22 protein-coding genes are annotated in these 24,369 nt (G+C 41.1%); 9 read left to right on the top strand and 13 right to left on the bottom strand.

Going from position 1 to position 24,369, the window contains the following annotated elements:
- Positions 1–3: 3 nt before the first annotated feature.
- Positions 4–666, bottom strand: coding sequence for a GTP cyclohydrolase I FolE (gene folE, locus AC3IRX_RS08840; protein ID WP_489209796.1), 663 nt, complete (start codon positions 664–666; stop codon positions 4–6).
- A gap of 188 nt (positions 667–854) precedes the next feature.
- On the opposite strand from folE, the gene AC3IRX_RS08835 reads away from it, so the two are divergent.
- From AC3IRX_RS08835 to pyk, 5 genes are read left to right on the top strand one after another with little or no spacing between them, the layout of a single operon-like run.
- Positions 855–1,094: an acyl carrier protein gene (locus AC3IRX_RS08835; protein ID WP_002976354.1), complete on the top strand. Its 240-nt coding sequence runs from the start codon at positions 855–857 to the stop codon at positions 1,092–1,094.
- Positions 1,095–1,127: 33 nt separating this feature from the next.
- Positions 1,128–2,372: a beta-ketoacyl-ACP synthase II gene (fabF, locus tag AC3IRX_RS08830; protein WP_489209793.1), complete on the top strand. Its 1,245-nt coding sequence runs from the start codon at positions 1,128–1,130 to the stop codon at positions 2,370–2,372.
- A gap of 12 nt (positions 2,373–2,384) precedes the next feature.
- Positions 2,385–3,143: a ribonuclease III gene (rnc, locus tag AC3IRX_RS08825; RefSeq protein WP_489209791.1), complete on the top strand. Its 759-nt coding sequence runs from the start codon at positions 2,385–2,387 to the stop codon at positions 3,141–3,143.
- Positions 3,118–3,588, top strand: coding sequence for an IPExxxVDY family protein (locus tag AC3IRX_RS08820; RefSeq protein ID WP_489209789.1), 471 nt, complete (start codon positions 3,118–3,120; stop codon positions 3,586–3,588). Before rnc ends, AC3IRX_RS08820 begins: the two co-directional genes overlap by 26 nt.
- A complete protein-coding gene (gene pyk, locus AC3IRX_RS08815) occupies positions 3,581–5,026 on the top strand; it encodes a pyruvate kinase (protein ID WP_489209787.1) in 1,446 nt (481 codons plus the stop codon). Before AC3IRX_RS08820 ends, pyk begins: the two co-directional genes overlap by 8 nt.
- Positions 5,027–5,104: 78 nt before the next feature.
- Here the strand turns inward: pyk and AC3IRX_RS08810 are convergent, their stop codons facing one another.
- The 3 genes from AC3IRX_RS08810 to hutI are packed head-to-tail and all read right to left on the bottom strand — an operon-like array spanning position 5,105 to position 8,580.
- Complete coding sequence (locus tag AC3IRX_RS08810; RefSeq protein WP_489209785.1) at positions 5,105–6,400, bottom strand: aldehyde dehydrogenase family protein; 1,296 nt, start codon at positions 6,398–6,400, stop codon at positions 5,105–5,107.
- A gap of 28 nt (positions 6,401–6,428) precedes the next feature.
- A complete protein-coding gene (gene hutG, locus AC3IRX_RS08805) occupies positions 6,429–7,355 on the bottom strand; it encodes a formimidoylglutamase (protein WP_489209783.1) in 927 nt (308 codons plus the stop codon).
- Positions 7,342–8,580 carry an imidazolonepropionase gene (hutI, locus tag AC3IRX_RS08800; protein ID WP_489209782.1) on the bottom strand — a complete coding sequence of 413 codons (1,239 nt, stop codon included), beginning with the start codon at positions 8,578–8,580 and terminating at the stop codon, positions 7,342–7,344. The genes hutG and hutI overlap by 14 nt, the downstream gene beginning before the upstream one ends.
- Before the next feature lie 106 nt (positions 8,581–8,686).
- On the opposite strand from hutI, the gene ruvB reads away from it, so the two are divergent.
- From ruvB to coaE, 3 genes are all read left to right on the top strand, one after another.
- Positions 8,687–9,709, top strand: coding sequence for a Holliday junction branch migration DNA helicase RuvB (gene ruvB / locus AC3IRX_RS08795; protein ID WP_459111839.1), 1,023 nt, complete (start codon positions 8,687–8,689; stop codon positions 9,707–9,709).
- A gap of 98 nt (positions 9,710–9,807) precedes the next feature.
- Positions 9,808–10,674: an MBL fold metallo-hydrolase gene (locus tag AC3IRX_RS08790; RefSeq protein WP_489209780.1), complete on the top strand. Its 867-nt coding sequence runs from the start codon at positions 9,808–9,810 to the stop codon at positions 10,672–10,674.
- An 83-nt stretch (positions 10,675–10,757) separates the two neighbouring features.
- A complete protein-coding gene (gene coaE, locus AC3IRX_RS08785) occupies positions 10,758–11,396 on the top strand; it encodes a dephospho-CoA kinase (protein ID WP_489209778.1) in 639 nt (212 codons plus the stop codon).
- A gap of 72 nt (positions 11,397–11,468) precedes the next feature.
- Here coaE and AC3IRX_RS08780 read toward each other — a convergent pair whose 3' ends face one another.
- The 9 genes from AC3IRX_RS08780 to lpxB all read right to left on the bottom strand — a co-directional run bounded on the left by AC3IRX_RS08780 (position 11,469) and on the right by lpxB (position 23,375).
- A complete protein-coding gene (locus AC3IRX_RS08780; protein WP_489209776.1) occupies positions 11,469–12,125 on the bottom strand; it encodes a DUF6048 family protein in 657 nt (218 codons plus the stop codon).
- Positions 12,091–12,555 (bottom strand): DUF6452 family protein, encoded by a 465-nt coding sequence (locus AC3IRX_RS08775; protein WP_489209774.1) that lies wholly within the window; start codon positions 12,553–12,555, stop codon positions 12,091–12,093. The genes AC3IRX_RS08780 and AC3IRX_RS08775 overlap by 35 nt, the downstream gene beginning before the upstream one ends.
- 8 nt (positions 12,556–12,563) lie before the next feature.
- The gene (locus AC3IRX_RS08770) at positions 12,564–15,083 is read right to left on the bottom strand and encodes a zinc-dependent metalloprotease (protein WP_489209773.1); all 2,520 of its coding nucleotides are present in this window, start codon (positions 15,081–15,083) and stop codon (positions 12,564–12,566) included.
- A gap of 39 nt (positions 15,084–15,122) precedes the next feature.
- Positions 15,123–16,526, bottom strand: a complete 1,404-nt coding sequence (gene rlmD, locus AC3IRX_RS08765; RefSeq protein ID WP_489209771.1) for a 23S rRNA (uracil(1939)-C(5))-methyltransferase RlmD — start codon at positions 16,524–16,526, stop codon at positions 15,123–15,125.
- Positions 16,527–16,841: 315 nt separating this feature from the next.
- On the bottom strand, positions 16,842–18,338 hold the full coding sequence (locus tag AC3IRX_RS08760) for a TlpA family protein disulfide reductase (RefSeq protein WP_489209769.1): 1,497 nt from the start codon (positions 18,336–18,338) through the stop codon (positions 16,842–16,844).
- Between the two features lie 139 nt (positions 18,339–18,477).
- Complete coding sequence (locus tag AC3IRX_RS08755) at positions 18,478–19,245, bottom strand: succinate dehydrogenase/fumarate reductase iron-sulfur subunit (protein ID WP_489209768.1); 768 nt, start codon at positions 19,243–19,245, stop codon at positions 18,478–18,480.
- A 135-nt stretch (positions 19,246–19,380) separates the two neighbouring features.
- Entirely contained in the window at positions 19,381–21,393 is a 2,013-nt protein-coding gene (locus AC3IRX_RS08750; RefSeq protein ID WP_489209766.1) for a fumarate reductase/succinate dehydrogenase flavoprotein subunit, read from the bottom strand.
- 16 nt (positions 21,394–21,409) lie between these two features.
- Positions 21,410–22,063 carry a succinate dehydrogenase cytochrome b subunit gene (locus tag AC3IRX_RS08745; RefSeq protein ID WP_489209764.1) on the bottom strand — a complete coding sequence of 218 codons (654 nt, stop codon included), beginning with the start codon at positions 22,061–22,063 and terminating at the stop codon, positions 21,410–21,412.
- A 193-nt stretch (positions 22,064–22,256) separates the two neighbouring features.
- A complete protein-coding gene (gene lpxB / locus AC3IRX_RS08740) occupies positions 22,257–23,375 on the bottom strand; it encodes a lipid-A-disaccharide synthase (protein ID WP_489209762.1) in 1,119 nt (372 codons plus the stop codon).
- 423 nt (positions 23,376–23,798) lie between these two features.
- On the opposite strand from lpxB, the gene AC3IRX_RS08735 reads away from it, so the two are divergent.
- Positions 23,799–24,317 carry a DUF2480 family protein gene (locus AC3IRX_RS08735; RefSeq protein WP_489209760.1) on the top strand — a complete coding sequence of 173 codons (519 nt, stop codon included), beginning with the start codon at positions 23,799–23,801 and terminating at the stop codon, positions 24,315–24,317.
- Positions 24,318–24,369 lie beyond the last annotated feature (52 nt).

The following is a 24,369-nucleotide window of genomic DNA, read 5'->3' as shown; positions in this document are numbered from 1 at the left end:
GTATTAGTCAATTTTAGCATGGCTCCCCACGTAGTGAAGAAATTCTTGTCTTGTAATCGGATTGGTTCTGAAGATCCCGCTTAATTCGGCGGTGATCGTAGAACTCGCCGTGTCTTTAATTCCACGACAATTTACACACAGGTGCTTTGCATCAATGATGCACGCCACATCCTTTGTTCCTAAAGCTTGTTTTAAGGCGTCCACGATTTGCATCGTCAAACGTTCTTGAACTTGGGGTCTTTTCGCATAATAATCGACAATTCGATTAATCTTGGAAAGTCCAATGACTTCTCCATTGGATATATACGCGACATGCGCTCGCCCAATAATCGGTAGAAAATGATGTTCACAAAAGGAATACACCGTAATGTCTTTCTCCACGAGCATTTGGCGATACTTGTATTTGTTGCTAAAGGTAGAAATTCGAGGCTTGTTTTCAGGCAATAACCCTCCGAAAATCTCATTCACATACATTTTGGCAACTCTCCTGGGAGAATCCTTCAAGGAATCATCCTCCATGTTTAACCCAAGGGCTTCCATGATTTGTCCGAAAAGCACTTCAATTCGCTCCACTTTTTCCAAAGGAGTTTTTTCAAAAGCATCGGCTCTTAAGGGTGTATGCTCTTTGCCTGTAAAAACATCGTCGTCGTTGTCAAAATCCGTCATAGTGTATTGATTCTTAGAATGGCAAAAATAAGGAAATATCCTTTGAAATCGAATTTTTCGGACTGCTTCTATCGCAGACCTTTTTTTGACACGTTACAAATTCCTTAAAATATACTAAAAAAAGGATAATTGATTAAGTTTTTTTTATATTTGCACCAATTAAACAATAATTAAAAAATACTATTATTATGTCAGACATTGCATCAAGAGTAAAAGCTATCATCGCTGATAAGCTTGACGTTGAAGAAACAGAAGTAACTCCAGAAGCTAGCTTCACTAACGATCTAGGAGCTGATTCATTAGACACAGTGGAACTTATCATGGAGTTCGAAAAAGAATTCAACATTCAGATTCCTGACGATCAGGCTGAAAAAATCACAACTGTAGGTCATGCAATTGCATACATCGAGGAAGTGGTAAACAAATAATCTGAATCTATTCGTTAGATAATTAAAAAATTTATGGAATTAAAAAGAGTAGTTGTAACAGGATTTGGTGCACTAACACCGATTGGTAATAATGCGAAAGAATACTGGGAAAGCCTTACCCAAGGTAAGAGCGGTGCCGCTCCGATTACTCTTTTTGATGCCACAAATTTCAAAACGAAGTTTGCCTGCGAGATCAAGAATTTCAACCCTTTAGACCACTTTGAAAAGAAAGAGGCGAAAAAAATGGATAGAAATACTCAGCTCGGCTTAGTAGCAGCACGTGAAGCTGTTGAGCATTCTGGCATCCTGAATGGAGAATTGGATCGAAATCGAGTGGGCGTAATCTGGGGCTCAGGTATTGGAGGTCTTGAAACTTTCGAGCATGAAGTCTTAGGATGGGCGAACACAGACATTCCTCGATTCAACCCTTTTTTCATTCCGAAAATGATTGCGGACATTACGCCGGGTCACATTTCAATGGAATACGGATTTCACGGTCCAAATTACACCACAGTATCGGCTTGCGCTTCTTCAGCCAATGCTCTAATTGATTCAAAAATGTTGATTCAATTAGGGAAAGCAGACGTGATCGTCTGTGGAGGTTCTGAAGCCGCAGTTACGGCCAGTGGAGTGGGCGGATTCAACGCTATGATGGCTCTATCGACCCGTAACGACAGTCCGACTACGGCCTCTCGTCCTTTTGACAAAGACCGTGACGGTTTTGTTTTAGGAGAAGGCGCGGGAAGTATCATCTTAGAAGAATACGAGCATGCGGTAAAACGCGGGGCTACCATCTACGCCGAGTTAAAAGGCGGAGGAATGAGTGCCGATGCGTACCACATGACGGCTCCCCACCCAGAAGGACTAGGAGCGTATCTTGTAATGAAAAACTGTTTAGAAGATGCAGAGGTTGATGCGAACGAAGTAGACCATATTAATATGCACGGAACTTCTACTCCCTTAGGTGACATCGCAGAATCCAATGCCATTTCAAAACTATTAGGGGACCACGCATTTGACATTCAAATCAACTCTACAAAATCGATGACCGGGCACCTGCTTGGCGCCGCAGGAGTTGTAGAAGCAATTGCTGCGATTCACACAATCATTCACGGAATTGTGCCTCCTACCATTAACCACTTTACTGACGACGAAAGAATCGACGAGCGACTAAACTTCACCTTTAACCATGCGGTTAAAAAACATGTGGATGTCGCGATGAGCAACACTTTCGGATTTGGCGGACATAACGCCTGTGTACTATTTAAAAGAATCTAAAGGTCCAAAAAGGTGGAGTTACAGAAGTACATTTCTAAATTCCTAGGTAAAAAAAGCAGAAATTATTCTGAAAAAGAACTTGCACTTAGCTTGGGTATATCCAAAATTATTGGACAACCTGTTGGGCGAATAGAAGTGTATCAAGAGGCATTTACATTAAAAATGTCTTCAAAAAAAGTAAAAAACTACGAGCGTCTTGAGTTTTTAGGCGACTCTATCTTAGGTTCAGTAATTTCTTGTTATTTGTTCGAAACCTACCCCAAGGCAAACGAAGGATACCTCACGCAGATGAAATCCAAAATTGTCAACCGTAAGAATTTGAATAAAATTGGAGACGACTTAAAGCTTACGAGTCTGATCCAAAATAAATTTTCTTCTGCACTGGGCGAAAACATTGCAGGGAATCTGTTTGAAGCGCTTATCGGTGCTGTTTATCTCGACATCGGGTATGAAGCTTGCCAAACCATTATTCTCAACAAGCTTTTGACCCCAAAAGAAATTGGCAAATTAGAAAATAAAGTCGTAAGTTATAAGGGACTCCTATTAGAGTGGTCACAAAAGCAAAAGCTGGCCCTTCGTTACGAAACCACGGAAGAAGAGCAGCCCAATCACACCACGGTTTTTAGAACCACCGTATGGCTCACAAGCGATAAAGTTTCAACCGCCACCGAGTCCTCGAAGAAAAAAGCAGAAGAAAAAGCCGCACAACGCGCTTTTTACACCTTAAATAAAAAAGAGCATATTCTTGAAAATTCAAAAACTCTTTCTTGAATCTGAACGCGACGACGATCTCACTCTCGGGCTGGTACTTCTTACAAAACACCTACCAGACTACGAACTATTCTACCACATCAACAAAGCAAACGATTCGGATTTCACACGAATGAAAGATTTAGTGAAATGCGCCGAATACCACGACTATTACCACAATCGGTTTGAAGCCTATCATCAGGAAACGCAAACTTGCTTTCAATTTATTTCCAATTCTTCTTATCAAAAAATTCAAAAAAAACAAGTCCTTGAGTTATTCTCAGACGAGGAACATGTTAATTTTTTGTTACCAAATCATAAAGAAGTGGACTACTTAATTAAAACCAGCGATGCATATGCCGATTTTTCCTTAATTTTGCAGCCGGAAAACCTTATGTTTCCGATCCAGCAATTTCTATTGAGTTCTAACGAGGAACTCTTTCAATTAATTCAATATTATGAATAAGCATCTAAAGAAAACTAAAATCATAGCGACGCTCGGTCCAGCCTCTTCTAAAAAAGAAGTGATGGCAGATCTTATAAAAGCGGGAGTAGACATCTTCCGTATCAATTTTTCCCATGCAGACTACGACCTAGTGAAGACCCATGTACAGTCCATTCGTGAACTCAACAAAGAGCTTGGTACTTCTGTGGGAATCCTAGGTGACTTACAAGGACCTAAATTACGTGTTGGGGTTGTCAAAGAAGGCTCTTATTTGAATCCGGGAGACATCCTAACCTTTACCAACGAAAACATAGAGGGAAACTCTTCTCAAGTATACATGACCTATACAGAATTTCCGCGCGACGTAAAGGTTGGCGAGAGAATTCTGATTGACGATGGAAAATTAGTACTTCAAGTGACAGAAACCAATGAAAAGGATATGGTCAAAGCCGTAACCATTCAAGGGGGACCTCTAAGTTCTAAAAAAGGAGTAAACCTTCCTAATACAAATGTTTCACTTCCTGCATTAACGGAAAAGGACATCAAAGATGCGAACTTCATCTTGGACCTCGAATTAGATTGGATCGCTCTTTCCTTCGTAAGACATGCGCAGGACATCATAGATTTAAAGAAGATCATTTCAAGTCACCCGACCAATAAGCTTAAAACTCCAATTATTGCGAAAATTGAAAAACCGGAAGGAGTTAAAAACATCGATCAGATTCTATTGGAATGCGATGGTTTAATGGTGGCTCGTGGAGATTTAGGTGTAGAAGTTCCTATGGAGGAAGTTCCTGCCATTCAAAAACTTCTAGTTGAAAAAGCAAGAAGCTTTGCGAAGCCTGTAATTATTGCGACTCAAATGATGGAGACGATGATCAGTAGCCTCACACCTACCCGCGCAGAAGTAAACGACGTGGCCAACTCGGTTTTAGACGGGGCGGATGCGGTTATGCTTTCTGGTGAAACTTCTGTAGGGAAATATCCCGTGGACGTTGTGAAAAACATGAGTAAAATTGTTAAGAACATTGAAAACACGCATTTTTACCAGTCGAAAGTCAGTCCAATTGAAAAAGAATTCAATTGCATTGACGCGCGCTTTATCACCAATAGAATTTGTTTAGCCGCTGTGAGAATTGCAAAAACAACGGATGTGCAAGCGATCATCACTCTTACGTACTCAGGCTATACTGCGTTCCAGATATCTGCGCATAGACCGAACTCAAACATTATCGTCTTTAGTGCAAACAAACGCGTAATTACGATGCTTAACCTTTTATGGGGTGTAAGAGCTTATTACTACGAAGGTTCAACGGGTACCGATGAAACCATTATAGAAGTAAACAAAATGGCAAAAGAATTAGCCTACGTCGAGGAGGACGATTTCGTAATCAACCTAAATGCGACGCCTGCTGAGCAAGGAGGCAAAACGAACACACTTCGATTAACTAAAATCTAAATCGAACCCAAAACTAAAAACCCTGCAAATTCACTTTTGCAGGGTTTTTAGTTGCCTTTGGCTTGAACTCTCTAGTGTCTACACGCTCCCAATAACCGACTTTCGAATCGTAAATTCATGAAGGGTTGCGCCTGACAATTCCACGCCATATCCTGAATTCTTTCTTCCCCCGAATGGCATTCGCCAGTCGGACCGGAATATTTGGTTAATGGCTACACTTCCGACTTCAAGTCCCTCTGCGAAATATTGAGCCCTCTTTTTATCTTTTGTATACACAGCACTCGCAAGTCCAAACATCGTATCGTTTGCAATGCGTAGGGCATCTTTATCATTTTTTGCTTTAAAAACCATCCCTAAAGGACCAAAAAGTTCTTCGTTTACAATCGGATTCCCAGGGTTGACTTCAATCAGACCTGGTTCGAAGCCCATTTTTCCGACCTTTTGGAGTGGACTTATGATTTTCGCGCCGCCTTTAAGCGCCGCTTTGTATTGACGTACTAAATCTGAAGCTAAATCCGCTCTCGCCATTACGCCCATCACCGTATCTTTTGATTCGGGATCCTTAGACTGGTATTTTGCATACTCGGCGATGAATTGGTTCATGAACTTCTCATAAATCTTCTCATGAATGATAAATCGTTTGGCTGCCACACAGGTTTGCCCACAATTTTGCAATCTTGCCGAAGCCGCATCCTTTGCCGCCTTTTTGATGTTCGCATCGTCTAGAACGATAAAAGGATCACTTCCTCCGAGCTCTAACACGCATTTTTTTAGATTTTCTCCGGCTGTTTTCGCAATGGCACGTCCTGCGCCTTCGCTTCCCGTTAAGGAGACCGCCTTAATCATAGGATCCTGAATTAACTCCTCGACTTCTTGATGTCCGATCTTAAGATGGGTAAAGACTCCTTTTGGAAATCCTGCCTTTCTAAATAATTTTTCAATTGCATCCCCACTTTTTTCGCAGATGGAGGCGTGCTTTAAAACCACTGTATTTCCGGCTAAAATAGTAGGAATAGCAAAGCGAAGCACTTGCCAAAAAGGATAATTCCACGGCATGACGCCAAGGATTACTCCCATAGGTTCAAAATGAACCTCCGAAATTTTCATCTCCGTCTTCACTTTCTGAGTTTGGAGTAGAGGACCAAGTGTCGCATAGTAATGAGACATGCCTGCACATTTCTCGATCTCTGCAAGGGATTGAGAAATGGGCTTATACATCTCTTTCGTGATAAGTTTTGCATGCTGAAGCTTCTGCTCTAAAAGCAAAGCTGATAGATTTTCAAGCAAGGCTTGTCTTTCTTTAAAATCAATCTGCTTCCACGCCATAAAAGCTTTGTTCGCAGACTTAAGTTTTTTATTAATAATTTCTTGCATACCGTAAAATTACAAAAATTAAGGCTATTTAACTTGTCGCTAGAAACCATTCGTTGACTAAACTTGCAGCCAAACGACTGGTGCGGTCGTCTGGATCGTAAGTGGGATTCACTTCGGCCACGTCCATAGATACAAGCTTATCTGAACTTAAAATCTCGCGCAAAATACGCATCACGCAAACCTCAGCAAAGATCCCGTTGTAAGCGAGCGCGGACACGCCCGGTGCAATGGCCGCGTTAAAAACATCCATGCAAACGGTTAGATAGAGAATGTCTGCTTCACTTGTAAATTGCCGAATTCTTTCTTTTAGCACAGCCAAATTTTCGAAATAGAGTTCTTCTGCTAAAATATACTGCATTCCAAGGGAGTGCGCTGTATCAAAAAGCGCTAGGGTATTGGAATTCCGCTGAATCCCGATGTGAAGTGAATGAAGCGGCTCCTTTTGTGCAATTTGCCAAAATCCAGTCCCAGAGCTTCCCAGCCCATTACTAGCCGGCTGTCGATTGTCAAAATGGGCATCTAGATTCAGAATTCCAATCTTCTTATCTGGGAAGGCAGACCGAATTCCGTTGAAATGCCCTAAAGTAATTTCATGCCCGCCCCCCAGCACAATGGATCTTGCGCCCGTACGAAGGATATGAGAAACCGTTTCGCTAAGCCTCGCTTGAGCCTTTTCTAAATCTCCATCCTCACAATCGATGTTGCCAAGATCATGGAGGAGCAAGGATTGTCTATTGACCGGGAAATTAGCCAGAGCAGTACGAATCTTGTTAGGAGCATGCCGAGCTCCCACTCTACCCTGATTGCGCAAAACGCCTTCGTCGACTTCGAATCCGACTAGCGCATATCCTTTCGAATTCATAGGCAAGGTAAAATCCACGGCTTGAAACAACCGTTTTGCAAGCGGACTGTCTCCGTCGTTTCTTCCTTTCCAAAAGGTCTTATAATTTTCCATATTGCAGTTCTCCGTTTACAAAGGTGGCACTTGGAGAAAGTGTCCCTTGGCGGTATAAAATATTTTGATAATTGTCGGTGTCAAAAAGAACAAAATCGGCTCTTTTTCCTTCTTCAAGAAGGCCACGATCCTCAAGTCCTAAGGCGTGCGCTGCACGAAAAGTAATTCCTGCCAGGACCTCGGCTGTACTTAGCTTCTCGTAAGTGGCGAGAATACTTGCCTGCGTGAGCAAATTGCCCATCGGGGCAGAACCCGGGTTCCAATCACTTCCAATGGCGAGTATCGCTCCCTCATCAAGTAACTTGCGAGCAGGGGTGAAAGGCTCTCCAAGTCCTAAACTAGCTCCGGGCAGTGCCACCGCTACGGTATTCGACTTGGCTAAGACCTCAATATCCTGCTGACTACTTGCCTCTAAGTGATCTGCAGATTTTGCACCCACCTGTACCGCAATTTGTGAACTTCCAGGTGTAAACTGATCTGCATGCACAGTCAATTCGAACCCTAGTGCTTTCGCTTTTTCCAGATATTCGAGACTTTCCTCCGGTTGAAAGGCGGATTTTTCAATAAAAATATCAACTCTACGCGCTAAATCTTCTTTTTTAACGATCGGCAATATTTCCTCTAGAACATACGCTAAATACGATTTTCCGTTATGATTGTCTTCTTCGTAATCTTTGGGCTTCATATGTGCTGCAAGACAGGTTGAGATAAGTGTAATACTTGTTCGAGTCCTTGCCTTTTGAATCACACGAAGCATCTTTAATTCGTGCTCTAAATCAAGCCCATATCCAGATTTAATCTCTATGGTGGTTATCCCGATCGATTGAAGGTATTCGATACGTTCAAGCATCGATTCTAGCAACTCTTTCTCATCAGCCTCTCGTGTATGCTTCACAGAGCTCCAAATTCCCCCTCCGCTTTGAGCGATCTCTAAATACGTACGTCCTGCGTTACGCATTGCAAAATCATTTGCTCGGTTTCCCGAAAAACAAAGATGAGTATGGCAATCGACCAGTCCAGGCAGAAGAACTTTCTCCCCCTGCACCTGCTCCACACGACTCGCTTCCTTCTTAAGGAACTCAAAATTACCAAGCTTTTTAATGACCCCGTTGTCGATTAGGACACCGGCATCGGAAAGGACCTCAAGACTTTGGTCTGCAATCGCGCCGCGCAAAGGAAGACCTCTTAAGGTAACAATTTGTTTAAATGGACCTATTAATTTCATGAAGGTAAATTTAGACATTTGAAATTACGGAAACAAAGTTTTTGTACTCTCGGGGCTGTATTCTTTAAAAAAGCTTAAATTTGAAAAGACAAACAACGATATTAAAATGCCAGACTTCCTTCATCCTGATAAAGAAAACTATTCTTTTGAGGAGCTCTCTCAAGAAGAGACGATCCGTCCTCAAAGTTTTGATGATTTCGCAGGTCAACAAAGGACATTAGACAATTTGCAGGTTTTTGTCGCAGCCGCAAAAAACCGTGGAGGAGCTTTAGACCACGTCTTGCTACACGGCCCTCCAGGGCTTGGAAAAACGACGTTGGCTCACATTATCGCCCATGAACTAGATGTAAGCTTAAAGGTCAGCTCTGGGCCTGTTTTGGACAAACCTGGAAGTCTTGCCGGTCTACTAACCAACCTGGAGGAGAATGATGTACTGTTTATTGACGAAATTCACCGACTCTCTCCCATCGTGGAAGAATATCTTTATTCTGCCATGGAAGACTACAAAATTGACATTTTACTAGAAACGGGACCGAATGCCCGAAGCGTGCAAATCGCACTAAATCCTTTTACTTTGATTGGCGCAACGACTCGAAGTGGAATGCTCACCAAACCCATGCTTGCCCGTTTTGGTATCCAAAACCGTCTTGAATATTACAACACAGAACTCCTCTCTACAATCATTCAACGAAGTGCTCGGGTTCTCGGCATCAAAATCTACGAAGATGCAGCCATTGAGATTGCAAGACGTAGTCGAGGAACCCCCCGTATTGCCAATGCACTTTTGAGAAGAGTCCGTGATTTTGCAGAAATTAAAGGCAACGGAGAAATTGAACTTAAAATTACAAAATTTGCCTTAGACTCCCTTAATGTAGATGAAAATGGACTTGATGAAATGGACAATAAAATAATGCGCGTCATGATTGAAAATTTCAAAAGCAAACCGGTGGGCATTTCGGCTCTGGCCACCTCCTTAGGTGAAAATCCAGAAACTTTAGAAGAAGTATACGAACCCTTTCTTATTCAAGAGGGGTTCATCATCCGAACCCCTCGAGGCCGAGAAGTAACCAAAAAAGCCTATTTGCACTTGAAGCTAAACCCACCCTCTAATCCAGGATCTCTTTTCTGAAAAAGGGTCAATTGTTTAAAAAGCGCATCCTAGTCCGCCTTAATTTGCTTAAATTTAGGCATCAAATTCAAGTATAATAGAATCAAATTCCAAACTATATGAAACTCTATCCTATTCAATGTGGAAATTTTAAACTCGACGGTGGTGCCATGTTTGGCGTAGTTCCTAAATCCCTTTGGGAAAGAACCAATCCCGCAGACGAGCGAAATTTGATTTCCATGGGAATGCGTTCCCTTTTAATCGAAGACGGAAAAAAACTTATTCTAATTGACTGTGGTCTTGGAGACAAACAAAATGAAAAATTCTTCAGCCATTACTCGCTTTTTGGAGACGAGAGTCTTGAAAAAAATCTAGCGAAATACGGTTTTGTGAAAGACGACATTACGGATGTCTTTTTAACCCACCTGCATTTTGATCATTGTGGGGGCGCCATAGAATGGAACGATGAGAAAACCGGTTATCGTCCCTCTTTTAAAAACGCGACCTATTGGAGCAATGAAAACCATTGGGATTGGGCAGTAAACCCGAACCCAAGAGAAAAAGCAAGCTTTTTAAGTGAAAACATTCTCCCCATTCAAGAATCGGGACAACTTCAAATGCTCCCCTTACCTTCCCAAGGGAATTATGGATTTGCCCCTGAATTAAAGATGGACGTCATTTTCGTGGACGGTCATACCGAGAAACAAATGTTACCCGTACTTCAATACCAAGGCAAAACCATCGTTTTTGCGGCGGATTTAATTCCTACAGCTGGACACGTTCCTCTGGTTTATGTCATGGGCTACGACACGAGACCTCTTCTCACAATGGAGGAAAAAGATCGTTTCTTAAAACAGTGCATCGACAATGACTATCTCTTGTTTTTGGAACACGATGCTTACCATGAGCTTGCAAGTCTCAAGATGACAGAAAAAGGAGTTAAACTGGATCAGACCTATAGTTTTGATGAAGTTTTTGGGTATTAATTTATTCCAAAGCAACCATTTCTTTTAATTCTATCTTCTTGCGTTTAGCAAATTCTTTATCTTTGAACTTTAATTAAAAAATTATGGACATTTCAGAAGAAGGCGATACGAGTACGCCTGAACCCGAGCCGAAGGTGATCGGTTTAACTGGAGGCATTGGCTCCGGAAAAACCACTGTGGCAAATTATATTGAACAAATGGGATATCCCGTTTACAATTCCGATCAAAGAGCAAAAGAGATCGTAAATATCGATCCTCTACTCAAAACAAAAATCATAGAGCTACTAGGCCCAGAGTCCTACAATACAGAAGGAGAATACAACAGAGCTTTTGTTTCAAGTGTTGTATTTGAAAACGCCGAGCTACTCACTTCCCTAAACCATCTGATTCACCCTGCCGTGAAAAAAGATTTTGAAAACTGGACTCGAAATCAATCGGCCCCTTACATCTTCAAAGAAACAGCCCTACTCTTTGAATTAGGACTGGACAAAGAATGTTACAAATGCATTCTAGTGACTGCCGAAGACAATATACGAATCAAACGGGTGATGGATCGTGATTCCAAAACCTACCGCGAAGTTGAAAACGTAATGGATCAACAAATGGCAGAGAAAGACAAGGTTCGAAAAACCTCCTTTATTATTTACAATAATGAAGATCTGGCAGAACTAAAAGAACAAACCACAAGCGTGCTTGAAAAACTTTTTGCTAAGGAAGATTAGCACTTCGATTCCTACTAACAAACAAATCCCACCATTGCGGGTGGGATTTGTTTGTTATCTATATAGAAGCGTCTAAAATTTATAGGCAATGTTCCATGCGAACCCTACATTAAAATTGGACGATGACTTCCCAAAACCGGGAACAATCATAGGCACAATTTCCTCTTGCTTTGTGCTGTAAATCAAATAACGTGGCTGTAAATTTACATCGACGTAAAACGAACTTCTAAAGAGCTGAACCCTTCCTCCGATAGCTCCTTCAATCCAAACACTGGTCTGATTAGAAGGATCGAATCCCACAAAAGAATCCCCTCCTTGACTGCCTCGAACGGGCACTTTTACGTAATGCTGTTCATACATAGAGGCGGCTAATTTAGGCCCTGCATAAAATCCATTGAATTCATTCTCTACGTCTTTCATCAGCATGTAAAACCCACCCGCTTTTAGATAAGCACCTTTGGCATAAGCCTCATACCCATTCTTGTCGTAGAGATTATCCTCATACCCCAACTCGGCGATCAAGTGAAGGTCCTTCTTCAAATGCGTTGAAATAAACCCTTGATATACTTTTCTATCGGAGAAAAAAGAAATGCCTGCATTAAGCAAATCCCCTCCTACCATAAAATTGGGTTGATATTTCTTTTTGATTTGCAAAGAGTCTTGCTCTTGAGCAAAACCACTTATAAATGCAAAACTAAAAAACAAGATAAAGGTGCGTAGGAAATTCATCGGTAACCGTGGTTTGTGTTTGCTCAAGTCGTATAACCTCAGCGCTAGTTTCTAATTTACTCTCTAAATCGTGATACAATTTTTTTATTCCGCATGCGGGTGACACGTACTTGGACTCCGAAGTGTATGAAATCCGAATTTTACTTGCACTCGCCTCGGGCGAAGTTCGAACATACAAATCTGTAAAATTCTGATTGTCTACGCGTAGAGGAACCATTATAGAATCCACCCTTTGCATGTCTATGACATTCTTAGGTCCGTCGCCATAATCGACATCCAAGATCAATCGAGAGACTTGCAAATCCTTAGTGCCCTCCTTAAATTTGATTTTCAGTCTAGGTGTGGCTTCTCCGCTGACGCAGATGTCGTCATCAGAACCACAGGAAAAAAGGAAAAGCAAACTTAGAAGGGAACCAAAGATATATTTCATAAAAAGTATTATTTCGGATCTAACGCCTTTTCGATTTGATAATCGAGGTCAGCAAAATGATAACGTTCCATGCGGTCAGCACTAGAGCTTGCTCGTCCTTTTGCTTCTTTTTGGATTTCCATCAGCACTCCTCTAGCGACTGCAGTTACATCAGAGTTAGAAGACATACTGAAAGAAGAACCTCTTGCTGCAGAACTTGCTGCACTAGGTTTTGCAGAAACAAGCGATACTAATGTGTTTACATAGTTACGCTGTAAGTTACGCTCATATAAATCAGGTGAGGAACTATTCCATACGTATCCTTTCAAATCTTGCATATACTCATCTAAGGAATACGCATTCTTATCAACCGATTGAGAAGTGTACATTTTTTGAAGAATCATCGGATTTAAAATACGACTAAGTACATTCTTTTGAAGCCCTTCCACCACGCTCACAGGAGATTTATTTGTGTTTTCAAATACTTCCTTCTTCATGAGCCATTCTGGCGTTTTGAAGATCTGTTCGTTAAGGAAACCAAGCGCTTCTTTTTGTTCTTGTTTTGAAACCACTTCGTAGACAGGACCTCTCTGTTCAATCGTTTTTGGAGTTTCTAATTCCCCTCCAATGTATTTAGAGACATGCCCTAAATAACGATTGAATTGACTTGTAACTTGATCATACATGGTAGACAAATTCGAGTAATCTTCATTGTCCACATGAGTCCATTTGTCTAGGTCTTTCATGATCCTTTGCAAGTTCTTAATTCCGTAGCTACTTCCTACCATTGCATTATCTCCCACTTGCTCGCTTTGCGATCTTGGGTCAAAGGGATTGGATTCCGTACCGAACCAAAGTCTTTTGTTCTCAAGTTCTTTCATTACCCATTTGTTCAGGTAAGTCTTTTCTGCATCGGGAGTTTTAAATTGGTCGAATCTTCTGTAACCCCATTCAATTGCCCATTTGTCATAATCTCCAATTCTAGGCATAATACCTAAATCTCCCACTTTATCCTCTGGCTGTGCTACGTAATTGAATCGAGCATAGTCCATGATGGAAGGGGTATGTCCATTTTTCTCTAACCACTTTTTGTCTCTTAACTTCTCTACAGGAACTGTAGAAGAAGATCCAAAATTGTGACGCAAACCAAGGGTATGCCCCACTTCGTGGGAAGAGACAAATCGAATCAACTCGCCCATCAACTTGTCGTCAAATTCCATGGTACGAGCTCTTGGATCGTTTGGTGCCGCTTGCACAAAATACCAGTTTCTTAGAAGAGACATTACGTTGTGATACCAATTGATATGACTCTCCATGATTTCTCCAGTTCTTGGATCTGAAATAGAAGGACCTGAGGCATTGGGTACATCCGAAGGCTTATATACGATTGCGGAAAACCTTGCGTCTTCCAAACTCCATTCTGGATCCGTTTTGCTGTTAGGCACTTTGCCTACAATAGCATTTTTAAATCCAGCTTGCTCAAAGGCTACTTGCCAATCGTTTACTCCTGCCACTAAGTAAGGCACCCATTTTTTAGGAGTTGCAGGATCAATATAGAATACAATTTGTTTTGCAGGTTCAACTAGTTCTCCTTTGTTGTAACGTGCCACGTCTTGTGGTTTTGGTTCGAGTCTCCATCTTTTAATTACAGAAACACGCTTCACACCTTGAGGATCTAGATCAAAATCTGTATACCCTACAGTGAAATACCCAACACGAGGATCAAAATAACGAGCCTGCATTTTATTTTCTGGTAAAAGAACCAGAGAAGAATTGATCTCAACCGTATAGTTTCCACTAATAACTGGACGGTTCGCAGCACTGACGCTCGGGTCTACTCTCCCTGCAGTTCTAGCAAACGTTTTGGTTGTATTAATTTCAATATTGGTTGGGAATGACTTAACGTAATTTGTAAAGGATTTGTCTTTTTGTAACGCTCCAACACGGTAAGAGTTCTTTCTTGAAGCCGAGAAACTAACAAGTTCGTTATCGGCATTGATTAGGTCGGTAATCTCCACGACTGTGGACTTCTTCGTAGGTCCATAGGCTTTGACATCAAAGGCATGTACAATTGCATGCGTGTTGTTTCTAATCACAGAATTATACATCGAAGCTGTTGAATCCTGAACATAATCCGCATAGGATATGGAACGAATAAAGAGCTTATCAGAAGGCCCTTTCTCAAAAGACACGACATGCTGCGCAATTTGATCGCCTGCATATCCAGTGGTTCCTGTTCTCATTCCGGCGGCTGCCTTGGTCAGTCTGCTAACCAGTAGGAATTCCTTTTTTAAAACGGAATCTGGGACTTCAAAAAAGTATTTGTCGTCAATTTTGTGGACGGTAATAATGCCCTGATCGCTTTTGGCTTTGGCCGTAATCACGTCTTTATAAGGCTTGATTTTTACAGGCGTTTTAGCCGCCGCTGGCGTTGCCGATTTCGCTTTCGCGGAGTCGGTCTTGACCTTTGCAGAATCACTTTGTGCTTGCATTAGTCCACCGGAGACTTGCAATGCAATCACGACAAGGAAAATACTGATTTTCTTCATGGAGTTTAAATTTTGCTAAAGATAGCAAAATTATCCTTCTCAAAGTCTTTCTAATAGGGCGATATTTTCAACATGATGGGTTTGAGGAAACATGTCAACCGGCAGAACTTTTACCACTTTATAATGGTCTTTCATAAGTGCAATATCTCTAGCTTGCGTGGCAGAATTACAACTCACATAGACAATTCTCTCAGGTGACAATTTGAGAATTTGTTCCACTACTTTTTGATGCATCCCATCTCTTGGTGGATCCGTAATAAGCACATCCGCTTTTGGGTGTGACTCCAAAAAAGAATCGGTGAATACTTCTTTCATGTCACCGCAGTAGAAACTACAGTTCTCCAGCCCGTTTAATTTTGCATGAGCTTTCGCAGCATCGATGGCTTCTGGCACCGATTCAATACCGATCACTTGCTTTGCATAACGCGCAACGTACTGGGCGATTGTACCCGTCCCTGTATAGAGATCATACACCACCTCATCGCCTTTTAAGTCCGCAAACTCTAAGGTTTTACGGTAGAGCTCCAAGGCTTGTTTGTAATTGGTTTGAAAAAAAGATTTGGGCCCAATCTTAAATTCAAGACCGTCCATTTGCTCCATTAGAAAACCACTACCGTAATACGTCTGAATGTCTAGATCGTAAACGGAATCGTTCCCCTTAGAATTAATTGCAAAGAGTAAAGTTGATATTTTTGGGAATTTTTCAAGTAAATAGTCAAATAGGGGTTTTTGATTTTCAGGTTCTTCTCTATACAATTGGAACAAAACCATCCACTCGCCACTTGAATTTTGTCTTAGCATTAGGGTTCTTAAAAATCCTTCTTGATTTCTAGGGTCAAAGAACTCAAGTCCTTGCTCTATTGCGTAGTCGCGCACGGCAAGTCGAATTGCATTGGAGGGATCCTCTTGCAAGTGGCATTCGCTTAGATTCAATATCTTACTCCACATTCCGGGAATATGGAAACCTAAGGCATCACGAGAACCTAAATTCCCTGACGAATCGATCTCCTCTTGGGTAAGCCATCGGGAATTTGAAAAAGAAAATTCCATCTTGTTGCGATAGTAATAGGGCTCATTGCAACCCAATATCGGCAAAGCATCAAAATTATCAACACCACCAATTCGACGAAGATTATTAAGAACTTCAGACTCCTTATACTCTAATTGCTTTTCGTACGCGAGATTTTGCCATTTGCATCCTCCACACACTCCGAAATGAATGCATTTTGGTTTCACTCTATCTGGAGAAGCCTGAACTAGCTCCTGTACTTGTGCTTCGTAATACTTACTTTTAGACTTCTTCACTCTCGCATGAACCACGTCACCGGGAACTGCGCCAGAAACCAAAACAGTTTTTCCTTCCGAAGTTTTTCCTACGGCGACTCCTTTAGCACCTGCAGAAGTTAAAGCAATGTTTTCAAGAATAAGGGTTCTTTTTTTCATTTGGCAAAAATAAGCTTTTCCGATGTAACAATAAACACATAATTGACTTACAAACTGAGCTTGGTTTAAGTGCCTCCCCACCAGTCAGCGCACTAGTTCAATATAAATTTGGTAATTAATCGGTAAAATAGGAGTATGATTGCAGAAAATTCTTAAAGACTTTGAGAAAAGTCCAATACCATAAACCCCGCAACTGCGGGATATATTATTTAAAAAACGCTTTCAATTTACATGTGAGCATATCGCTCGTTCTTTGAGATAAAAAAAACCTCGCAATTAGCGAGGTTTTCTGTTCTATAAAATTATACTCATCATTTATTTTGCAGCCTCTGCACCGGCTACTGACTCCGCTGAAGGAGCGGATACCACTTCTGGCGCAGGTTGCTTAATACCTGATAGTTTTTCCATGGACTCTCCAAATTGTGGATCTTGTAGACTGAAGAAAGGTCTAGCGAATAGCTTCCCGTCTTTGTCTAGTAACACATAACTTGGAATTTTAAATCCGTACAATCCAAAATCTGTCGCGGCCTTCGCGTTAATACCGCCTTCTACCCAGTACTGAGTCCCAGGGAAATCTTTAAATAAAGCAGTGCTTGTTTTTTGGAATTGATCCTTCGTATCGTCCAAATTGACGAACACATAATTCACTTTATCGCCATAGGTATCTGTCACGGCTTTGATTGCAGGAACTGTCGACACTGCGATCCCTGGATTCCAAGACGCATAAAAGACAACAAACGAAGGTTTCGTTTTAAGGTCGGATAAAGCCACAGTTTTTCCTTCTTTGTCCATCAATTTAAGCTCTGGAGCTTGTCCTTCTTTATGACCCATTAAAACCATTTGAAGTTTTTTCAAATCCGTTTTAATCTTTGAATCGCTAACCGTTTTGTCTATCAAAGCTGTAATGCGATCATAATTTTTGCTATTCATAAAGTTTAAGTCTCCTTGAGTCAAGACGTAGGAGAAAAAATAATCCTTTGCTGTAGCAGAGAGATCTTTTCTTGTTTCCAGGTAGTTTGCAAACGTTTCGGAAACCAGTTCTTCTCCTGGTGCTTTGGCAGGCAAAGTTGCACGGTATTTCTGAAAGTCACCATTCAATTGATTCAATTGATACTCTCTAAACATCGGGTAATCGCGAATCATTTGATCGCTATTGCTTAACATCTGGTCCTTAACCTTTTTGAATTCAGCACCCGTTTTGAAATCCGCTTTCTGAGTGGCTTGTCCATGCATTTGTGCATATCCGTCTAAAACACCCAAAAGTCTTGCTTTCGCCTCTTGCTTTTTGAAATCTAACACATCTGAATCGGCTTTGTGCTTTTTAGCACTAGCCTCAAAAATTGAGTACACAGAATCTTCTATGGATTTAAAATCTTTCAAGAAGGCGGCTTCGTCCTTTTTAATTAACTCTTCCATATTAATTTTAAGTGCGTAGGTTTCAAATCCTGTCTGCGCATCTTTTAGGAAGTCATTGTTGGGTTTAGCATCCCCCTTGATCACATAGTTCGTTGGGAAGCTAAGACCTACGCCTTCAATTTCAAGGGTCTGTCCCTTTTTAAGGTACACCACGTTTGATGCTCCTCCATAGGTAATGACGTAAAGTCCATTTTTCTGGGCATCAAACGAGCCTGAAAATTCTCCTTTGGCATCCAAGCCCATATTGAGCAGCGGAAGTGTACTAACACTTGAGGTTTCAATAATCTCAACGCGTTCTAAAGGAGATCCACCGGTCAATTTTCCTTTGATTTCTACTTTTTTTGAACACGAGACAGCAAAAAGCGCCATCGCAAATACTAACAAATATTGTTTCATGATTAATCTTTTCAAACTGCGCAAAATTAAGCTATTGCCTACTTTCAGAGAAATATATTTCACGAATTTATGAAAAGTTTAACCAAAAAAAATATCGTCCCACTTTTGTGGGACGATATGGGATATAAATAATTTGAATTTATCCTTTGTTTGTAAGAGCACCCATGTATTCACGGTTCATTCTTGCAATGACTTCAAGAGAAATTCCTTTTGGACATTCCACCTCACAAGCCCCTGTATTGGAACAGTTTCCAAACCCTTCTTCGTCCATAGTCTCTACCATGTGAAGAACACGTCTTTTCGCCTCAACGCGTCCTTGAGGAAGGAGCGCGAATTGAGAAACTTTGGCACCTACAAATAACATTGCAGAACCGTTTTTACAAGTTGCTACACAAGCACCGCATCCAATGCATGCCGCTGCATCCATCGCTTTGTCGGCGTCCTCTTTCGGAACTGGAATTGCATTTGCATCTAGGGTGTTTCCAGAGGTATTCACGGAAACAAAACCTCCAGCAGCCATAATCCTGTCAAAAGCAGAACGGTCTACTACAAGGTCTCTAATTACAGGAAACGCAGCACTTCTCCACGGTTCGATTGTAATGGTTTCCCCATCTTTGAACATTCTCATGTGCAACTGACAAGTTGTAATTCCTGTGTCAGGTCCGTGGGGACGGCCGTTAATGTATAACGAGCACATACCACAAATCCCTTCTCTACAGTCGTGGTCAAAAGCCACCGGCTCTTTTCCGTCAATTACTAGGTTCTCGTTTAAGATATCGAGCATTTCTAGGAAGGATGAATCTGTAGATACATCAGAAATTTTATATACTTCGAATTGTCCTTTTGTTTTATTGTTCTTCTGTCTCCAAATCTTCAGAGTCAGATTAAGTCCTTTTTTTGCACTCATTTTCTTTACTGTTTAGGAGATGAATTAAATTTCTCAGTACGACCACATGGACTACCAATGGTTACGGGTTTCCATGAAGTCTTCACGCTGCTCACCTTACGTAAGGTAAAAGTTTTTAATCCTTTCATATCTTACTTATTTGTAGCTTCTTTGTTTAACTTCGATGTTCTCGTATTCTAGCCCTTCCTTATGCATTATTTCTGCATTGATGTCTTGGCCTTGATACTCCCAAATAGCAGCATACATGAAATTCTCGTCATCTCTTTGTGCCTCACCCTCTGCGGTAGAATGGTCTACTCTGTAATGGCCTCCACAAGATTCTTTTCTTTCTAACGCGTCTTTCGCCATTAGTTGTCCTAATTCTAAGAAGTCCGCAACACGGAAAGCTTTTTCTAATTCCATGTTCATGGAATTGGCTTCTCCTGGAACTTTCACATCTTTCCAGAACTCGTTTCGTACTTCTTCAATTTCTCGAATTGCTTCTTGCAAACCTTCCGGCGTTCTTGCCATACCCACTTTGTTCCACATGATGTGACCCAATTTCTTGTGGAAATAATCGACAGAGTGTGTTCCCTTGTTGTTAATAAAGAAATCGATTCGATCTTGTACTTCTTTCTCTGCTGCATCAAAATCTGCAGTCTGAGTTGGGATTTTACCTGTGCTAATGTCTGCAGACAAATAATCGGCAATCGTATAAGGAAGAACAAAATAACCGTCTGCGAGACCTTGCATAAGAGCCGAAGCTCCTAGGCGGTTAGCCCCGTGGTCTGAGAAGTTTGCTTCTCCAATAACGAAGCAACCTGGAATTGTAGATTGCAAGTTGTAATCTACCCAAACACCTCCCATGGTGTAGTGAACGGCAGGGTAAATTCTCATTGGGGTTACGTATGGGTTGTCTGCTGTGATTTTTTCATACATGACAAATAAGTTCCCATACTTCTCCTCTACCCAGGCTTTTCCTAGATCATAAATCTGTTGATCGCTCGGGTTATGAATATTTTTTTCAATGGCAGCTTCTTTTCCTTTCTTCGTGATTTCCGTAGAAAAGTCTAAGAATACACCTTCTTTCGTGTCGTTATTTTCAATTCCGAATCCTGCATCGCAACGTTCTTTCGCTGCACGCGATGCCACGTCTCTTGGAACTAAGTTCCCAAAGGCAGGATAGCGCCGCTCTAAGTAATAGTCTCTATCTTCCGCTTTAATATTTTCGGGTTTCAGTTTCCCTTCTCTAATCGCTTGCGCATCTTCAATCTTCTTCGGCACCCAAATACGTCCGGAGTTACGTAAAGACTCAGACATTAAGGTTAATTTCGATTGTTGCGTCCCGTGAACCGGAATACAAGTTGGGTGAATCTGTACATAGCAAGGGTTTGCGAAGTAAGCTCCCTTCTTATGTATCTTCCAAGCAGCAGAAGCATTTGATCCCATTGCGTTCGTAGAAAGGAAATAAACATTTCCATATCCTCCCGATGCAATGACAACCGCGTGAGCAGAATGTCTTTCAATTTCACCTGTCACCAAGTTCCGTGTAATAATTCCTCTCGCTTTGCCATCCACTAAGACCAAATCCATCATTTCATGACGATTATACATCTTAATTCTACCTTTACCTATTTGGCGACTCATGGCTGAGTAAGCACCAAGCAAAAGTTGCTGGCCAGTCTGTCCTTTTGCGTAGAAGGTTCTCTTTACTTGAACCCCACCAAAAGAGCGGTTATCAAGTTGACCTCCGTATTCTCTCCCAAAAGGAACCCCTTGAGCGACACATTGGTCAATAATATTGGCAGAAACCTCCGCTAAACGATAAACGTTTGCTTCTCTTGAACGGTAATCTCCTCCTTTAATCGTATCGTAAAAAAGACGGTAAGTGGAATCTCCATCTCCTTGGTAGTTTTTTGCAGCATTAATACCTCCCTGTGCAGCAATTGAGTGCGCACGACGAGGAGAATCTTGGTAGCAAAATGCTTTCACATTGTATCCTTGCTCAGCCAAAGTCGCAGCGGCCGACCCTCCTGCGAGACCCGTACCTACCACAATAATATCAATTTTATCGCGGTTGTTTGGCGAGACCAAGTTCATATGATTTTTATGATTTGTCCATTTGTCCTCAAGCGGACCTGCTGGAACTTTTGAATCTAATTTATTCATATCTACTTTGATATTATTATGTTAAAAAATGAAATAACGCAACAAAGATGAATCCTGCTGGAATTAGTATAGAGTACCAATTTCCGATGGCTTTGATGGTTGGCGTGTATTGTGGATGCCTTGCACCAATGGATTGGAATGAGGATTGGAATCCGTGAGCTAAGTGAAGACCCAGTAAAACAAAGGAACCCACATAAAGAACCACTCTCCATAATTCAGAGAACTGAACTCTTAAATGATCAAAGTCGGTACCTGTACTTTCAGCCCCTAAGTAATTTTTTGAAATAGTAGGAAACCAAAAATCAAGCAAATGAACTCCTAAGAACACCAGGACTACGGCTCCAGAAATAATCATATTCCGTGACATCCATGTGGAATTCGCGGAAGCACCATTCACAGCGTACGAAACTGGTCTTGCCTTTCGATTCTTAATTTCGAGAACAAATCCCATAATGAAGTGGAACAAAACGGCCAATAATAAGATCGGCTGCATTAAGAACTGAATTAAAGGATTACTTCCCATGAAGTGAGATGCCTCATTAAACGCATCGGCACTTATAACGGACAAAAAGTTGACTGCCAAGTGCATGATGAGAAAAATCAACAAAAACATTGCCGACAATGCCATTGCATACTTTCTACCAATTGTAGAACTAGTTAAACCTCCCATATAAAAATGTTAATTTGAATTTTGACAAAGTTAAAAAATTGTTAAGGGCAAAGCGAGTGAGAAAAATCACAATCGCCTAGTTTATAATATTTCTAAATAGTAACCCTTAATACTTAAGCACTTAGAATGAAATAAGGTGATAAATCAATCAAAAACTGAAAAGAAATCTTCCAAAGTAGTCCTTATTATCCATCTAATTTCCGTTTACAGCAGTCGTGATTAGCTCGGCTGCTTTTTCACTTGCTCCACTTCCTCCTAGAAGCCCTCGAAGCTCTTGGTAGTCCTTAAGAACCTGCTCACGCTTAGGTCCACTAAGCATTTTGTTTAACTCAAGGACGAGAAGTTTTTCGTTCAATTCATCCTGAATTAGTTCTTTAACCACCTCTCTTCCCATAATTAAGTTGACCAGACTAATGTACTTAATATTTTTCAACAGTCGTTTTGCAATTTCATATGAAACTCGACTCCCTCGATAACACACCACTTGCGGCACTTTCAAAAGAGCCGTCTCTAGGGTGGCTGTGCCCGAGGTCACTAATGCTGCGTGCGAAACTCTCAGCAAATCATACGTTTGATTAGAGACAAAATGTACTTTCGAATCTGTGAATTGCTCATAGAAACTTGGGGCAAGGCTTGGCGCACCTGCAATTACAAACTGATAATTTGAAAAATGAGATCGTACGGATAGCATGGTCTTAAGCATTTTCTGAACCTCTTGTTCTCTTGACCCAGGCAGAAGGGCAACAATAGGTTCTTGCCCTAGTCCATTGCGCTCCAAGAAAGAATCTCGGTCCACTGGCCCGAGTTTCCCCACCGCATCGAGCAAGGGATGCCCTACGAACTCCACTTGAATACTGTGCTTTTCATAAAACTCTTTTTCGAAAGGTAGGATCACTAACATTTGATCTACATCTTTTCGAATTGATTTGACCCGACCTTCTTTCCAGGCCCACAATTGGGGAGAAATGTAATAGACAACCCGAATCCCTAATTCTTTTGCAAACTTTGCTATTCTAAGATTAAATCCAGGGTAATCGATCAAGATAAGAACATCAGGCTTGTAGGATTTAATGTCATTTTTGCAAAATCGAATGTTGGTTAAAATAGTCTTGAGATTCAAAACCACTTCTAGAAACCCCATAAAAGCAAGTTCTTTAATATGCTTTACGGGCTCAACCCCGGCTGCTTGCTCCATAAGATCTCCTCCCCAAAATCGAAACTCAGCATTGGAATCTTTTTGTATAAGTGCCTTGATTAGATTAGAGCCGTGCAAATCCCCTGAGGCTTCTCCCGCAATAATATAATATTTCATGAGTATCTGATGATTTATGATGTTGGCGAAAACCCCTAAATAAATGGCAAGCTCCTCGCGATTGCAATTTACAACTAAGGTTTCAAAGTTATTGCTAATTTTTGATATTTCTGTAAACCTGATCTCAGAGCCTGCTTTTCAAGTCCACGCTATCCATTTTGTTAGAGCGCTTTCTCGAAAACCTATTTCCTCCAACCTTTAAAATCAACTCCCTTTTTGAGGCCTCAAATGGCAAAAATTGAATGTCTCAATCCATTCTTGATTTTGTATCTTTGTAAAGCAAAAAGAACGGAACTTTTTAAGTTCCAAATCACACTGCATTAGGATGCTTAGAAGGTCCTTATTCCGATTAATGGAAATTGCAGGCATTACCAACACCCACTGGCGCTTTAAAAAGCACCCACAAGTTTAAAAACTGAAAAGATGGCAGAAACATTTGAAATCAAAAATAAAATAGCAGAAAGTGGACTCATTAACTTTGATATCGCTTCACTCGTGCCCCTAGGAAAACGGGTGGGACTCGATATTAAAGATTTTTTAATTGAGGAGTTAATCTTAAAAGAGAAAGATTTTCGTGAGAAAGTAGAAAAAATAGATCCTAGTGAATTCCAAGACACTTATGTATATGTTTACAATTCAGTGGATGCGATTGTTCCTTTATGGGCTTATTTTTTGATTGCCTCGAAACTGACAGGGCACGCAAAGAAGGTGATATTTGGAAACGAAAAAGATTTGGAGGTCCTCCTACTTCATGAAGCTATCGAATCCACCGACTTTAGTACGTATGAGGGAAAAAGAATGCTCGTTAAAGGATGCAGTGATTTTGATATTCCAGAAAATGCATACATAGAGCTCGTTCAAAAACTCAAACCCATTGTAAAATCTATGATGTTCGGTGAAGCCTGCTCAAATGTGCCGATTTTTAAAAACAAAGCGGGGTAAAGCTTCATGCTTGTGGAAAGGTAGGTACAATATTTGATAGTATCCTTTTCTA

The sequence above is a fragment of the Epilithonimonas sp. KH_059 genome (assembly GCF_057838485.1).
The sequence above is the reverse complement of the archived record's forward strand: the minus strand, read 5'-3'. Positions and strand labels throughout refer to the sequence as shown.